Genomic DNA, 14580 nt, shown 5'->3' with positions numbered 1-14580 from the left:
CCTCGCGGCTCAGCGGTCCCGACCGAACCCGGCCGCGACCGTCTCCTCGTCGACCGAGAGGACGGTCGGCCGGCCGTGCGGACAGGCGTACGGGCGGTCGCACTCGCCGAGACGGTCGAGCAGCCCCCGGAGGTCGTCGTGAGCGAGGTCCGAGAACTCGCCGCGCTTCAGCGATGGGTGACACGCCAGGTCCGCGAGCAGGTCGTCGCGCGCGTCTCGCGCCGTCCCCGGGTCCGCCCCAACGAGCGCGGCGAGCGCGTCGCGGAAGGCGTCGGCGTCGGCGGTCCGGCCGAACGGCGCCGGGACAGTCCGGAGGCGACGCGTGCCGCCGCCGAACGCCTCGGTCTCGAAGCCGAGCGCGGCGAGGTCGTCCGCGTGCGCCCTCGCGGCCGCCGCCTCGTCGGTCGACAGCGAGACGGTCGCGGGCGGGTCGAGCGGGGCCGTCGGCACCGGCTCGCCGTCGAACGCGCGGGCCAGCCGCTCGTAGTTCACCCGCTCGTGGGCCGCGTGGCCGTCGATCACGAGGAGCTCGTCGCCGGCCTCGACGAGGACGTACAGGTCGCGGAACGTGCCTATCGGCACGGCGTCGGCGAACGCGCCGGGCCGCGAGCCGTCGTCCGCGCCGACCGGATCGAGGGCGCCGTCGAGGTCGGTGGCGACGTCCGCGGCCCGCCGGAGGTCCGCGCCGGTGAGCGCGTCCTCGACGACCGACGCGACCGCGTCGGCGACCGCGTCGGCGTCGCGGAGCCCCACCTCCCGCTTCGCCGGGTGGACGTTCGGGTCGACCCGAGCGGGCGGCAGCGACACGTCGACCGCGGCCACCGGCTCGCGGCCGTCGGGGAGGAGCCGCCCGTAGCCGTCGCGGACCGCGGCCGCGAGCCGGTCGTTCCGGACCGGGCGGCCGTTCACCGAGACGCGGACGTGATCGCGGGAGGACCGGGTGATCGACGGGTACGCCAGCGTGGCCGAGACCTCGACGCCGACGGCGTCCGCGTCACCCTCCCCGCCGGGCGGCGCGTCGACGCTCGCGGCCACCGTCGTCGACCGGCTCGCGGTGTCGCGGTCGTACACGCCGAGCAGCGCGTCCGTGCGGTCGGTCCCCGGCGTCGACAGCGTCGTCGACCCGTCGTGGTCGAGCGTGAACGCCACCGACGGGTTCGCCAGCGCGTAGTCGGCGACGAGCGAGGAGATCCGCGCGAACTCCGCGTTCGCCCCCGCGAGTGACTCCCGACGCGCCGGCCGGGTCGCGAACAGGTCCCCGACGAGAACCGTCGTCCCGCGGGCGCGGCCCGCGGGTTCGACGCTGACGCCGTCGGTCGAGTCGGACGCGCTCGACCGGTTCCCCCGGTCGGCGGTCCCGTCGACGACGACGCGGGTGCCGACCCCGTCGCCGGAGCTCGTGACGACCTCCAGCCGGGCGGCCTCGGCGATCGCCGCGAGCGCCTCGCCGCGGAACCCCAGCGACGGGACGCCCACCGGGTCGCCGTCGGGCGCCAGCTTGCTCGTCGCGTGGCGCTCGACGGCCCGGGCCGCGTCCGCGCGGGCCATGCCCCGACCGTCGTCCGCGACGCGGATCCGGTCGGTGCCGTCGCCGTCGACCGCGACGTCGATCCGCGAGGCGCCCGCGTCGAGCGCGTTGTCGACGAGTTCGCCGACGACGCGGGCGGGTCGAGTGACGACCTCGCCGGCCGCGATCCGGTCGACGGTCGCCGGGTCAAGCCGACGGACGCGACTCTCGCTCTTGGACCGATCACCGGTACCCGACCGGCCGCGCTCGCCGTCTCGCTCACCCGTCATCGTCGACTCGCGACTGGAGGTCGTGGAGGGCGTTCAGCGCCTCGATCGGCGTCATCCGCGCGAGGTCGAGGTCGCGAAGCTCCGCGGCGAGGCCGGGGGGCGCGCCGGCGGCAGGCCTGTCGTCGTCGCCGCCCGTCGGCTCCGCCCGCTCGCTTTCGGGCGGGGTGTCCGCCTCGGACCCGGATCGGCTGCCGTCCTCCGACGCCTCCTCCGCGAGGAACTCGCGCAGCGACGCGTCGCCGTCCCGGTCGCCCTCTGCCTCGCCCTCGCCCGACCGGTCCGCCGGGTCGACCGCGTCCTCGCGTCCGGCTCCGCTCGCCGCCCGCCACCGGTCCGCCTCCTCCGCGGCGACGAGGTCGCGGGCGCGGTCGACGACCGCCCCCGGGACCCCGGCGAGCTCCGCCACCTCGACGCCGTACGACGACGACGAGGCGCCCGGCACGACCCGGTGGAGGAAGGTAACGTCGCCGTCTTCCCGGGTGGCGGTGAAGTGGAGGTTGAAGACGCGCTCTCGCTCGTCGGCGAGGTCGGTGAGCCCGTGGTAGTGCGTCGCGAAGAGCGCGGTCGCGCCCAGCTCGTCGTGGAGGAACTCGGCGGCCGCGCGGGCGATGGCGCGCCCGTCGGTCGTGGCCGTGCCCCGGCCGACCTCGTCGAGGAGGACGAGCGAGTCGGGGCCGGCGTCGTGGAGGATCTCCGTCAGCTCGCTCATCTCTCGCATGAACGTCGACTGGCCGCCCGCGATGTCGTCGGAGGCCCCGACGCGGGTGAACACCCGGTCGAAGACGGGGAGCGTGGCGGCCTGCGCTGGAACGAACGACCCCGTCTGCGCGAGCACGACGGCGAGCGCGACCGACCGCATGTACGTCGATTTCCCGCTCATGTTCGGCCCGGTGATCACGGCGACGGAGCCGCGCGGGAGGTCCGCGTCGTTCGGGACGAACGCGTCCTCGGCCCGCTCGACGACCGGGTGTCTGCCGCCCTCGATCTCGACGCCCGCGGTGGCCGCCCCGTCCGCGTCGGGGGACTCGTCGACGCCCTCCCGCAGTTCGGGCCGGACGTAGTCGTGTTCGACCGCGACCGCGGCGAGCGACGCCAGCGCGTCGAGTTCGGCGAGCGCGTCGGCGAGGGCCTGGATCCGCTCGGTCTCGGCCGCGACGCGCTCGCGGACGTCGACGAACAGCTCGTACTCCAGCGCGTCCGCGCGCTCTGCGGCCCCGACGATCTCCTCTTCGCGCTCCTTCAGCTCCGGCGTGACGTAGCGCTCGCTGTTCTTCAGCGTCTGCCGACGCCGGTAGTCGTCGGGGACGCGGTCGAGGTTCGCGTCCGTCACCTCGATGTAGTAGCCGTGGACCTGGTTGTGGCCGACGGACAGCGAGTCGATCCCGGTGCGTTCGCGCTCGCTCGCCTCCAGATCCGCGACCCACTCGCGGCCCTCGCGCTCGGTGGCGCGCAGGTCGTCGAGGTCGCCGTCGAACCCCTCGCGGATCACCCCGCCCTCGGTGATCTCCTGTGGCGGATCGGTCGCGATCGCGTCGTCGATCAGCCCGCGGACCCCGGCCAGCTCGTCGAGCCGGTCACCGAGGTCGCGGAGGTGCTCGGTTCGGGGGAGGGCGGGGTCGTCGGTGGTGGGGCGTTCCTCTCCCTCCGCGCCCGCCAGCGTCGCCTTCAGGTCGGGGACGACGGCGAGCGTCCGGTGGAGCGAGCGCAGGTCGCGGGCGTCGGCCCGCCCCCGCGAGACGCGGCTCACCAGCCGTTCGAGGTCGTAGGCGGTCGCGAGCGCGTCGGCGACCCCCTCGCGAGCGAGGCTCCGGTCGGCGAGTTCGCCGACCGCGTCGTGGCGGCTCCGGATCGCGTCCGCGTCGACGAGCGGGCGCCGGAGCCAGCGCTCCAGACACCGTCGCCCGAGCGCGCAGTTCGTCTCGTCGAGCGCGTCGAACAGCGTGTCGCTCGCGCCAAGCCCCCGGTTCTCGAACAGCTCCAGGCTGCGCTGGGCCGCCGCGTCGAGCCGGAGCCGGTCGCGGGGGTCGTACCGCCGGACCCGAGTCACGTACGAGAGCGGGCCGTCGTCGCCCTGCGTGTACTCGGCGTACGCGAGCACCGCGCCGGCCGCCCGCAGCTCCGCGTCCGCGTCGAAGCGCCGCTCGGGCGCGGGGAGGTACGGCTCCAGCCGCTCGGTCGCAGTCCGGCGGTCGAAGGCGCCGGCGTCGTAGTCGTGCGTCGTCCACCCGCGCTCCGCGTCGCTCGGCTCGAAGGCCGGCGCGTCCGGCCCCGCGATGAGTTCGGCCGGGGCGATCCGGTCGAGTTCGCCCGCGACCGCGTCCGGACCGCCGGACGTGACGAGGCACTCGCCGGTCGAGACGTCGACCGCGGCGAGCCCGACGGTCGTCTCGGCGGAGTCGTCGTCTTCGGCCGCCACCGCCGCGACGTAGTTCGTCGTCCCCGACTCGAGGAGGTCGTCCTCGACGACGGTCCCGGGCGTGATCACCTCGGTGACGGCGCGGTCGACGAGCCCCGACGCCTGCGCAGCGTCCTCGACCTGGTCGCCGAGCGCGACGCGGTAGCCCGCGTCGAGTAGCGACTCGAGGTAGGGGGCCGCGTTGTCGATCGGGATCCCGGCCATCGGGTAGTCGCCGGTCGAGTCGGACCGCTCGGTCAGCGTCACCTCGCAGACGCGGGCCACGGTCTCGGCCGCCTCGCAGAACGCCTCGTAGAAGTCGCCGACCTGAAACAGGACGAGGGCGTCCCCGTGGGCGGCACAGAGGTCGGCGTACTGCGAGAGCATCGGCGTGAGATCCTCGCGGGCGGCGGCGATCCCGGGCGGTAGCCCCGTCACCGTCTCCCTGTCCGCCGGTTCCATACGCCGTACCCGGGCGGCCGCGGTGATAAACGGTGCGGAGGCGAGGAGCGGCAAGCGAGTGGGGCCGCGAGGGAGCGAGCGGAGGCGGCGGGCGACGCGAACGCCGCCCCCGACGTGACCCCCGCCTCGCCGGACGGCCGCCGTCGGGACTCTTACGGTCCTCCGTCCCCCAGTACGGCCGTGACGAACCGAACGATCGTCGTGGTGCTCGCCGGGGCGTTCGTCGGCATGACGGCGCTGCTCGTGATCGCGGGGATCGTCCTCCACCCGATCGCGTTAGCGCTCGCGCTGCCGTTCGGCGCCGTCTCGTACTTCCTCTGGTACCACGCCAGCGGACGCCTCGACGACCAGGCCCGGCGGTCCGCCGAGCGGGCGGGACCGACTGAGCGCGAGCGCGCGAGACAGCGCGCCCGCGCCGAGGCCAACCGAGAGCGCGCGTACCGCGCCGCCGGGACCGACGGCGGTCGGAGCGCGCGCGGCCGACGGGCCGGCGCTCGCGGTCCCGGCGGAGCCGGGGGTGGGGACCCCAGTGACCGCGCGCCCGCGGCCGACCGGATGAGCGAACGGGAGGCGTACGAGACCCTCGGCCTCGACCGCACGGCCGACGGCGAGACGGTTCGCCGGCGGTACCGAGAGCGCGCGAAGCGGCTCCACCCGGACGGCGAGGACGGCGACGAGGAGGACTTCAAGCAGCTCAACGAGGCATACGAAGTGCTGAAGGAGTGACCGCCGGCCGAGCGCCTCACGCCGCGTCGAGCGCGGCGGCGACCGCCCGCTCCGCGTCGTCGCGGTCGGACCGCGTGTTGACGTTGGTGAACGTGCGGTCGGTCGTCAGCGAGCGGATCGCCGCGTCGTCGACGACGACCTCGTCCAGCCGGTCCACCAGCGCCAGCACCTTCCGGTCGCCGCGACCGAGCGCGCGGTCGCAGGCGACCGCGGCCGGCTCCGTCGCGTAGACCGCCTGCGTCGTCTGGTACCACCGCCCGTCGAGCCGTGGGACCGCGGCCTCCGCGCCCGCGGCCGCCTCGCGGAGGTGGGCGAGGAAGCCCGGGTCGACGAACGGCATGTCACAGGCGACGACGACGGCGTAGGGGTCGGTTGCCGCCCGGCAGGCGTTCCGGATCCCCGCCAGCGGGCCGGGGTCCGGCGCCTCGTCGAGCGCCCAGCGGACGGACAGCGGGACCGCGGCCAGCGCGTCGGCGATCGCCTCGCGCTGGCCCGGGCGGCAGTTGACGACGAGTTCGTCGACGACTGGGTCGCCGCCGCTCGCGCGGTCGGCGCCGGGCGGGACCGGGTCGTCGGTCCCCGCGAGCCGGTCCGCGACCCGACGGATCATGGGGGTCCCGGCGATCGGCGCCACCGCCTTGTCCGCGTCGCCGAAGCGCGTCGAGCGGCCGCCGGCGAGGATGGCTCCGGTCGTCACGCTCGCGGCGTAGACGGCGGGGAGACTTCGCGGTTGCGGTGGCGACGCGCGAGCGCGGAGCGCGGCCGCGACGGACCGCGCTTCCGATCGCGACTGAACGGCGCGCTCGCCCGTCCATCCGCCCGAAAGCGACCCGTTAAGTGGCCGGCGACCCAAGCTATATTCATGCCAGAGGCCACGGATCTGGAGGAGCTGAAGCGGGGGACCGAGCTGGTCAAGCGCGGCTTCGCGCAGATGCAGAAGGGCGGCGTGATCATGGACGTCGTCAACCGCGAGCAGGCCCGCATCGCGGAGGACGCCGGCGCGGTCGCCGTGATGGTCCTCGAACACGTCCCGGCCGACATCCGGAAGCGCGGCGGCGTCGCCCGGATGCCCGACCCCGAGCGCGTCCCCGAGATCATCGACGAGGTGTCGATCCCGGTGATGGGGAAATCGCGGATCGGCCACCGCAAGGAGGCGGAGATCCTGGAGGCGCTCGGGATCGACATGATCGACGAGTCCGAGGTGCTCACGCCCGCCGACGACGAGTACCACACCGACAAGCGCGACTTCACGTCCCCGTTCGTCTGCGGGGCCCGGAACCTGCCGGAGGCGCTCCGCCGCATCAACGAGGGCGCGGCGATGATCCGGACGAAGGGCGAGGCCGGCACGGGCGACGTGAACCAGGCCGTCAAACACCAGCGCACGATCAAAAACCAGATCCGGACGCTCACCGGCCTCAACCACGAGGAGCGCGAGAAGTGGGCCCGCGAACACGGCGCACCGCGCGATCTGGTCCACGAGACCGCCGAGGCCGAGCGGCTCCCGGTCGTCAACTTCGCTGCCGGCGGCATCGCGACGCCGGCCGACGCCGCGCTGATGATGTACCACGGCTGCGACGGCATCTTCGTCGGCTCCGGCGTCTTCGGCGCGGAGGACCCCGAGGCGATGGGCACCTCCATCGTCGAGGCCGTCAACAACTGGGACGACCCCGAGGAGCTCGCCCGGATCGCGAGCGGCAGCGGCAAGGGGATGAAGGGTCAGTCCAACGAGGACATGGCCGAAGAAGAGCAGCTCCAGGGCCGCGGCGTTTAAATACGCGGTCTCGGGCCGCGCGACGATCTGTGATAACTGAGCCCGTGTGGCGGGCGTAGCGACGAGCGACCGTCAGACCGCGAACCCCGCCTGCGACCGTTCCGACGTTGATAGCGACACGCGGCGACCGCTCGACTGCGCCGAACGTCTCGTCGCTCCCGCCGCCGGACTCGCCGCCCCGGCGATCGCACGCTCGTCGGTCTCGAACTGATCGGGCCGGGGGTCGCGAACGGACAGCCTCTTCCCGGTCGACCGTCAGGAACGGACGGACATGCTGATCGCCGGAACCGTCGTGGCCGACTCCGAGACCGTCATCCCCGAGGGCGCCGTCGTCGTCGAGGGGAACACGATCGCCGCGGTCGGCGACGAGAGCATCCTGCGGGACCGATATCCCGACCACGAGCGGCGCGCGTTCGACGTCGTCGCGCCCGGCCTCGTCGGCGGCCACGTCCACTCCGTCCAGTCGCTGGGGCGGGGGATCGCGGACGACGCCGCCCTCCTCGACTGGCTGTTCGACGCGGTGTTGCCGATGGAGGCCGCGATGGACGCCGAGGCCACCCGCGCGGCCGCCGAACTCGGCTACTTGGAGTGTCTCGAGTCGGGCACGACGACCGTCGTCGACCACCTCTCGGTGAACCACGCGAACGAGGCGTTCGAGGCCGCGATCGAGACCGGGATCCGCGCGCGGCTCGGAAAGGTCCTGATGGACCGCGACTCGCCGGACGGCCTCTTGGAGGAGACTGACGCCGCGCTCGCGGAGAGCGAGGCGCTCATCCGGGAGTACCACGGGGCCGCAGGCGGGCGCGTCCGGTACGCGGTCACCCCGCGGTTCGCCGTCACCTGTACGGAGGCCTGCCTGCGCGGCTGCCGCGAGTTGGCCGACCGGTACGACGGCGTGACGATCCACACCCACGCCAGCGAGAACGAGGACGAGATCGAGACGGTCGAGGCCGACACCGGAAAGCGGAACATCCTCTGGCTCGACGAGGTCGGGCTGACTGGGCCGGACGTGACGCTCGCCCACTGCGTCCACACCGACGAGCGCGAGCGCGAGGTGCTCGCCGAGACCGACACGGTCGTCACCCACTGCCCCTCCTCGAACATGAAGCTCGCCTCGGGGATCGCCCCGGTTCAGGACTACCTCGACCGCGGGATGACGGTCGCGCTCGGCAACGACGGCCCGCCGTGTAACAACACGCTCGACCCCTTCACCGAGATGCGACAGGCGAGCCTCCTCGGCAAGGTCAACGCCCGCGACCCCACGAGGCTCCCCGCGTCGACCGTGCTGGAGATGGCGACCGAACACGGCGCCCGCGCCGCCGGCTTCGACCGCCTCGGCGCGCTGCGCGAGGGGCACCGCGCCGACGTAATCGGGATCACGACCGACCTGACGCGCGCGACGCCGGTCCACGACCCCCTCTCGCACCTCGTGTACGCGGCCCACGGCGACGACGTGACCTTCACCATGGTCGACGGCGCGGTCCGCTACGCGGACGGCGAGCACGTCGGGACCGACGCGGCGGCGGTCCGCGAGCGAGCGACGCGCCACGCGGAGCGCGTGGTCGAGCAGGCCGGCATCGACACGGCCAAACCGTAGGTCCGCCGGCGAGAGCGGGCCGCTCACCGTAAACCACCTCGATACCCGATAAAATCGGCTTTATCGGCGCAAATCCGACCGGAGTATCTCTCGTTTATACCCGTCCGCGGCCCGTCCGTCGAATCACCATGACGGACCGATCGCGGACGGCAGACGACGACGGATCGCAGCCGACAGACGACGACCGACCGGCCGACGCGGCCACCGGCGGCCTCGGCCGACGCGAGTTCGTCGCCGTCGGCGCCGGCGCGAGCGCGACGCTCCTCGCCGGCTGTACCGGCGGCGAATCGCCCCCGTCGTCTGGCGGCTCGGACGGCTCCGACGGCTCGGACGGCTCCGACGGCTCGGACGGCTCGGAACCGCTAACCGGCACTTTCCGGCTCCTCATCAGCGACGCCCCGGCCGACATCGACGACTTCGACCGGCTGGACGTGACCCTCGACCGAGCCCGCGTGTTCGAGGCTGGTGACGGCGAGGACGAGGACGACGAAGCCGGAGATGAAAACGAGGACGACGCCGGCGAGAACGTCACCGACACCGACGGTGACGACGGGTCCCCCAACGGAACGGCGGACGACGAGGACGAGGGGGACGACGTGGCAGGAGACGAGAGCGGAGACGACGAGGAAGACACCGAAGGAGACGACGACGAGGAAGACGACGCGGACGAGGGCGAGGACCGCGGCCTCAGGGTCGTCGACCTCGACGGCGCGACGGTCGACCTCACGCAGGTGATCGACGAGGACGCGATCGCCGTCTTCGACGGCGAGCTCCCGGCCGGGGACTACGAGAAGATCGAACTGGCGGTCTCCGCTATCGAGGGGATCGTCGACGGCGGCGAGGTCGACGTGAAGCTCCCGAGCGAGAAGCTCCAGATCACGAGCGGGTTCGAGGTCACCGCCGACGAGCCGGTCAGCTTCGTCTTCGATATCAACGTCGTCAAGCGCGGCAAGAACAACGGCTACATCCTCAAACCCGTGATCTCGGGCAGCGGGGTCGCGGGCCGCGACGTCGAGGTCAACGAGATCGACGAAGACGAGGACGGCGACGTCGAAGAGTCAGAGGCGGACGAAGACGGTGAGGAGGGCGGCGGCGAGGAGAGCGACGACGGGGAGACGACCGACGACTCCGGTGACGGCGACGCCACCGGTGGTAACGAGACGGACGACCCGGAGAACGGGACCGAGACCGGAAGCTAACTACGAGGAGGTCCCGACCGACGATGCGGTCGCGGACGGGCTCCTCGCCCACTGCATCGCGGCGTCGTCGTCGTTGAACGCCTCGGTGTCGACGCCCTCGACGTCGATGGTCCGCTTGAGGTACCGCCGCTTCGAGCGCTGCCCGACGACGGCGAAGCGGTCGACGCCGCGGGCGACCGCTATCTGCGCCGACTCGCGGAGCGCGCGCCGGCCGGCGTCCGAACACGGCCTGCTCGTCCGCACGACGATCACGATCGCGTCGACATCGTCGGGGTCGGTCGCGCTCCGCCAGCGGTCGAGCAGCGCCTCGCCGTCTGCGGGGCTCAGCCCAGTCCCGTGTGGGAACTCGACGACGAGGATATCCTCCTCGACCCGCAGCAGCCAGCGCTCGCTCGGTTCCATGGCACCCGATATCACGTTCCCGATAATAAATCCGCGCTCCCGAATATCACGAGTGGTATTTTCGCGGGCGAATCGGGACGCGACCGCGTCGTTACCCGCGAGCGAGCCGAAGCGACGAGAGACCCCGACGCCGCCTCGCGTTTTCGCTCCGGATATTCGGCGGCCGCGACGGCCGCCTCGACGCGGCCGCGCCGCTGTCGTTCCGCTTCAGTCACGCGACCGCGGGGTCAGCGCGGACCGTCGCCGGACGCGGCGGTCGACGCTTTGCCGGCCGCGTCGACGACCGCGGCCGCGAGCGACTCGAACGACGCCGCGTCGGGAACGACGTCGACGTCGACGCCGCGGTCGGCCGCGGTCTCGGCCGTCGGCGGGCCGATGGCGCCGACGACCGCGTCCCCCAGTCCGGCGCGCGCCGCCTCCTCGACCCCGCGGTCGGCGGCCGCCGCGAGGAAGTGGTCGACCGTGAGCGAGGAGGTGAACGCCGCCGCGTCGAGGTCGCCCGCGGCGGCCAGCTCCGCGGAGTCCCCCGCGGCGGCCGGCCGCGCGAGCCGATACAGGACGGTCTCGGTCACCTCGGCGCCGGCCTCGCGGAGCCCGTCGAGGAGGACGTCGCTGCCGTGATCGGAGCGGGCGACCGTCACGCGCTCGCCCGCGACCCGCGGTTCGAGCGCCGCGACGAGGCCCGCGGAGGTGTACTCTTCCGGGACGACGGCGACCGTCCACCCCGCGTCGCGGGCGGCCGCGGCGGTCGTCGGGCCGATGGCAGCGAGGTCGGCGTCCCCCGGCTCCCAGCCCGCCTCGGCGGCCAGTTCGACGCCGGTCTTGCTCGTGAACACGACGAGCGGCGCGGCGGCGGGGACGGCGCCCGTCGGCTCGACTTCGAGCATCGGGTCGGCGACCGGCTCCGCGCCGAGCGACCGGAGCAGCTCGACGGCCGCCTCGATCCGCTCGTCGTCCGGCCGGAAGACGGCCACGCGCGGGCGGCCACCCTCGTCTTCGCTCACGTCTCGTCACCTCCGACCGACCCGTCGTCGTCTCCCTCCGTCGCCGACCGGACCGGTGCGGAGCCGGCGTTCTCGAGGAAGGTCACGACGCGGTCGCGGGTCGCGGCAACGTCGCCGATCACGGTGATCGCTGGCGGCTCGATCCCCGCCTCGTCGCGGGCGTCGACGATCGTGTCGAGCGTGCCGGTCGCGACGCGCATGTCGGGCCACGTCGCGCGCTCGACGAGCGCGACGGGCGTGTCGCCGCCGAGGCCGGCGTCGCGGAGCTCGGCCGTGTACGCCGGCAGCTTCCCGACGCCCATCAGCACGACGATGGTGCCGCCGGTCGCCGCCAGCGCCTCCCAGTCGACGGCGGACTCGTCTTTCGTCGGGTCCTCGTGGCCCGTGACGAAGGAGACGGAGGAGGCGTGGTCGCGGTGGGTCACGGGGATCCCGGCCACGGAGGGCCCCGCGATGGCCGAGGTGACGCCGGGGACGACCTCGAAGGGGATCCCGACCTCGGCGAGGTGTTCGGCCTCCTCGCCGCCGCGGCCGAAGACGAACGGGTCGCCGCCCTTCAGCCGGACGACGCGGTTCCCCTCGCGGGCCAGCTCGACCATACGCCGGTTGGTGTACTCCTGCGGCGTCCACTCGCCGCCGGCGCGTTTCCCCACGTCCTCGCGCTTCGCCTCGGGGATTTCGCCGAGGATCTCCGGGCCCGGGAGCTTGTCGTGAAGGACCACGTCGGCCGACTCGATCAGTCGCTTCGCTTTCACCGTGAGCAGGTCCGGGTCGCCCGGGCCGGACCCGACGAGGAAGACGGTGCCGACGCCGTCGTCGCGCCGACGCGTCGGGGGTTCGTCCGCGTTCGCTCCGGAGCCCGCGCCGGCGCCGTCGTCACTCATCGGCGTCGGCCTCCTCGCGGGCCTCGGCTATCAGCTCGTCCGCCCCGCGGTCCGCGAGGTCGGCGGCAAACTCGGCGGCGGCCGTCGCGTGTGACCGGATCGGGAGGTCGCGGGTGTCGGCCACCTCCTCGGTGCCGTCGGTCGACAGCACCCGCGCTCTGACGTGGACGTGCTCGCCCTGAACCATCGCGGAGACGCCGATCGGCGCGACGCAGCCCCCGTTGAGCTCGCCGAGGATCGTCCGCTCGACGGTGACCGCGACGCGGGTCCGCGGGTGGTCGACCGCCTTACGGACCGCCTCGATCACGTCGGGGTCGCTCGCGGTGACGGCGATGGCCCCCTGCCCCGCCGCAGGGACGTACTCCTCGCGCGGGAGCCGTGTCGTCTCCACCTCGTAGAAGAGGTTCGAGCGGCGTAGGCCGGCCTCCGCGAGGACGACGGCGTCGTACTCGGTCTCGACCTTCCGCTCCATCGCGTCGCGTTCGAGGTCGGACAGCGAGTCGAACCACTCCTCGACGGTCTCGTCGAACTCCTCGTCGACCTCGTCGCCGTCGGTATCCTCGTCGTCCGTGTCGTCAGCGTTCTCGTCGCCGCCCTCGTCGGCCTCCGCCGTCAGGGCATTCTCCTCGCCCGACGCGATCAGGCGCCGCTCGTGTTCGGCCTGGAGGCCGGGCGCGAGCAGCTTCTCCAGCCGCGTGTCGACGTTGCCCCGGATCGGCTCGACGGTGAGGTCGGGGCGGGCCGCCCGGATCTGCGCCCCGCGGCGGAGCGAGCCGGTGCCGACGACGGCGCCCGCGGGGAGGTCCTCGATCCCGAGTCCCTCCGGCTGGACGACCACGTCGCCGGAGGGCGCCCGCTCGGGGACGCCGGCGACGACGAGCTCCGCCATCTCCTCGGTGGGGAGGTCCTTCAGCGAGTGGACCGCGAGGTCGGCGTCGCCGGCGAGCACCTCTTCGTCCAGGGCGCGCACGAACGCGCCTGTCTTCCCGAGGCGGTGGATCAGTTCGTCGGGGATCTGGTCGCCGCGCGTCTCCACCTGCCGGAGTTCGACGTCGCGGCGCCGGCTCGACAGCGCTTCGCGGACGGTCTCGGCCTGCCGGAGGGCCAGGTCCGACCCGCGGGTCGCGAGCCTGAGCGTTTCGGTCATACCCGGACCGAGGTCCCCCGCGTTCAAAAGCGCACCAGTTCGGCCGCCTCGGCGACCGAGACGGCTCGGTCCCCATTTGCGCGGCGCGGCTCAGGCGGACACCGAGGCAACTCCCGCCACCGTCACGGGCCCTTTATCCGTCGCGCCCCAAGCCGGAGGCGAGATGGCACGCGCGAGCGCCGGGGCGCGGCTCCACTTCGGCTTCTGTAACCTCAGCCTCTCGCACGAGCGCCTGTACGGCGCGCTCGGCGTCGGGCTCGACAGCCCCCGCGTCGTCGTCGACGCGGAACCGGCCCCGGCGGTGCGCGTGGCGGTCGAGCAAGCGGCGGGGACGCCGTCGAAGTCGGGCGATTCGTCGCCGAGCGTGCGCGACGACGTCCGCGGCTACGCGACCGCGGCGGTCGATCTGCTCGGGGTCGACGGCGCCCGCGTTACGGTCCGCGAGTCGCTCCCCCGTCACGCCGGACTCGGCAGCGGGACGCAACTGGCGGCGGCGACGCTCGCGGCGGTCGCGGCCGCGTACGACCTGCCCGCCAGAGTGCGCGAGCGCGCCCCGGCGCTCGGCCGCGGCGGGCGCTCCGGCGTCGGCGTCGCGACGTTCGAGGACGGGGGGTTCGTCCTTGACGCCGGCCACCCCACCGCGCGCTTCACCACCGACCGCCCCGCGAACGGCGAGTGGACCGTGCCGCCGGTGGCCGCGCGCCACGCCGTCCCGGACGACTGGCGCTTTCTGCTCGTCGCGCCCGAGGCGGCCGCCGGTCGGAACGGCGCGGCGGAGGACGACGCGATGCGGACCGCGGTCGAGCGCGCGGAGCCGGGGCTCGCCGACCGCATCGCCGGCATCGTCACCCGGCGCGCCCTCCCCGCGGTCGCGTCGGGGAACGCGGAGGCGTTCGGCGCCGCTGTCGCCGAGATCGGCCGGCTCAACGGGGCGTGGTACGCCGACGAGCAGGGCGGGGTGTACCGGCCGCCCGTGGGGGAGGTCGTCGACTCCCTGTCGGGGGCCGCGTCGGTGTTCGGCGCCGGGCAGTCCTCGTGGGGGCCGACCGTCTACGGCGTCACCGACGCGGCCCGCGCGGACGCGGCGCGCGACGCCGGCCGGCGCGCCCTCGACGCGGCCGGCGTCGGCGGCGAGGTGTCGGTCGTCCGGGCGACCGACGAGGGGGCGCGAGTCGACGAGAGCGCGGGCGAGTGAG

The 14580-nt window shown here is 73.9% G+C and carries 12 protein-coding genes; 5 read left to right on the top strand and 7 right to left on the bottom strand.

Annotation, left to right across the window (positions count from 1 at the left end; genetic code table 11):
* Positions 1–9: 9 nt before the first annotated feature.
* Together mutL and mutS are read right to left on the bottom strand one after the other, a co-directional pair.
* Positions 10–1797: a DNA mismatch repair endonuclease MutL gene (gene mutL / locus EXE52_RS04200; RefSeq protein ID WP_089308194.1), complete on the bottom strand. Its 1788-nt coding sequence runs from the start codon at positions 1795–1797 to the stop codon at positions 10–12.
* Positions 1787–4654, bottom strand: a complete 2868-nt coding sequence (gene mutS, locus EXE52_RS04195) for a DNA mismatch repair protein MutS (protein WP_089308193.1) — start codon at positions 4652–4654, stop codon at positions 1787–1789. The genes mutL and mutS overlap by 11 nt, the downstream gene beginning before the upstream one ends.
* Before the next feature lie 180 nt (positions 4655–4834).
* On the opposite strand from mutS, the gene EXE52_RS04190 reads away from it, so the two are divergent.
* Complete coding sequence (locus tag EXE52_RS04190) at positions 4835–5380, top strand: DnaJ domain-containing protein (RefSeq protein ID WP_049930639.1); 546 nt, start codon at positions 4835–4837, stop codon at positions 5378–5380.
* 16 nt (positions 5381–5396) lie between these two features.
* Here EXE52_RS04190 and EXE52_RS04185 read toward each other — a convergent pair whose 3' ends face one another.
* Positions 5397–6077 carry a molybdenum cofactor guanylyltransferase gene (locus EXE52_RS04185; protein WP_089308192.1) on the bottom strand — a complete coding sequence of 227 codons (681 nt, stop codon included), beginning with the start codon at positions 6075–6077 and terminating at the stop codon, positions 5397–5399.
* A gap of 165 nt (positions 6078–6242) precedes the next feature.
* On the opposite strand from EXE52_RS04185, the gene pdxS reads away from it, so the two are divergent.
* From pdxS to EXE52_RS04170, 3 genes are all read left to right on the top strand, one after another.
* Entirely contained in the window at positions 6243–7151 is a 909-nt protein-coding gene (gene pdxS / locus EXE52_RS04180) for a pyridoxal 5'-phosphate synthase lyase subunit PdxS (protein WP_049930642.1), read from the top strand.
* 271 nt (positions 7152–7422) lie between these two features.
* Positions 7423–8748, top strand: a complete 1326-nt coding sequence (locus EXE52_RS04175; RefSeq protein ID WP_089308191.1) for a 5'-deoxyadenosine deaminase — start codon at positions 7423–7425, stop codon at positions 8746–8748.
* A gap of 128 nt (positions 8749–8876) precedes the next feature.
* The gene (locus EXE52_RS04170; protein ID WP_089308190.1) at positions 8877–9947 is read left to right on the top strand and encodes a DUF4382 domain-containing protein; all 1071 of its coding nucleotides are present in this window, start codon (positions 8877–8879) and stop codon (positions 9945–9947) included.
* On the opposite strand, the gene EXE52_RS04165 is transcribed toward EXE52_RS04170, so the two are convergent.
* The 4 genes from EXE52_RS04165 to hemC form a co-directional block, all read right to left on the bottom strand.
* Complete coding sequence (locus tag EXE52_RS04165) at positions 9948–10349, bottom strand: hypothetical protein (protein ID WP_049930647.1); 402 nt, start codon at positions 10347–10349, stop codon at positions 9948–9950.
* A gap of 227 nt (positions 10350–10576) precedes the next feature.
* Entirely contained in the window at positions 10577–11353 is a 777-nt protein-coding gene (locus EXE52_RS04160) for a uroporphyrinogen-III synthase (RefSeq protein WP_089308189.1), read from the bottom strand.
* Complete coding sequence (gene cobA, locus EXE52_RS04155; RefSeq protein WP_086215632.1) at positions 11350–12237, bottom strand: uroporphyrinogen-III C-methyltransferase; 888 nt, start codon at positions 12235–12237, stop codon at positions 11350–11352. Before cobA ends, EXE52_RS04160 begins: the two co-directional genes overlap by 4 nt.
* On the bottom strand, positions 12230–13384 hold the full coding sequence (hemC, locus tag EXE52_RS04150) for a hydroxymethylbilane synthase (RefSeq protein WP_049930651.1): 1155 nt from the start codon (positions 13382–13384) through the stop codon (positions 12230–12232). The genes cobA and hemC overlap by 8 nt, the downstream gene beginning before the upstream one ends.
* A 163-nt stretch (positions 13385–13547) precedes the next feature.
* Between hemC and EXE52_RS04145 the strand changes: the two genes are divergently transcribed.
* Positions 13548–14579, top strand: coding sequence for a beta-ribofuranosylaminobenzene 5'-phosphate synthase family protein (locus EXE52_RS04145; protein ID WP_049930653.1), 1032 nt, complete (start codon positions 13548–13550; stop codon positions 14577–14579).
* The last annotated feature ends 1 nt before the right edge of the window (position 14580 follow it).

The sequence above is a fragment of the Halorubrum sp. CGM4_25_10-8A genome (assembly GCF_005435025.1).
GTDB classification, from domain to species: domain Archaea; phylum Halobacteriota; class Halobacteria; order Halobacteriales; family Haloferacaceae; genus Halorubrum; species Halorubrum ezzemoulense.
Note: the sequence above shows the minus strand (reverse complement) of the source record. Positions and strands in the feature narration are given on the sequence as shown.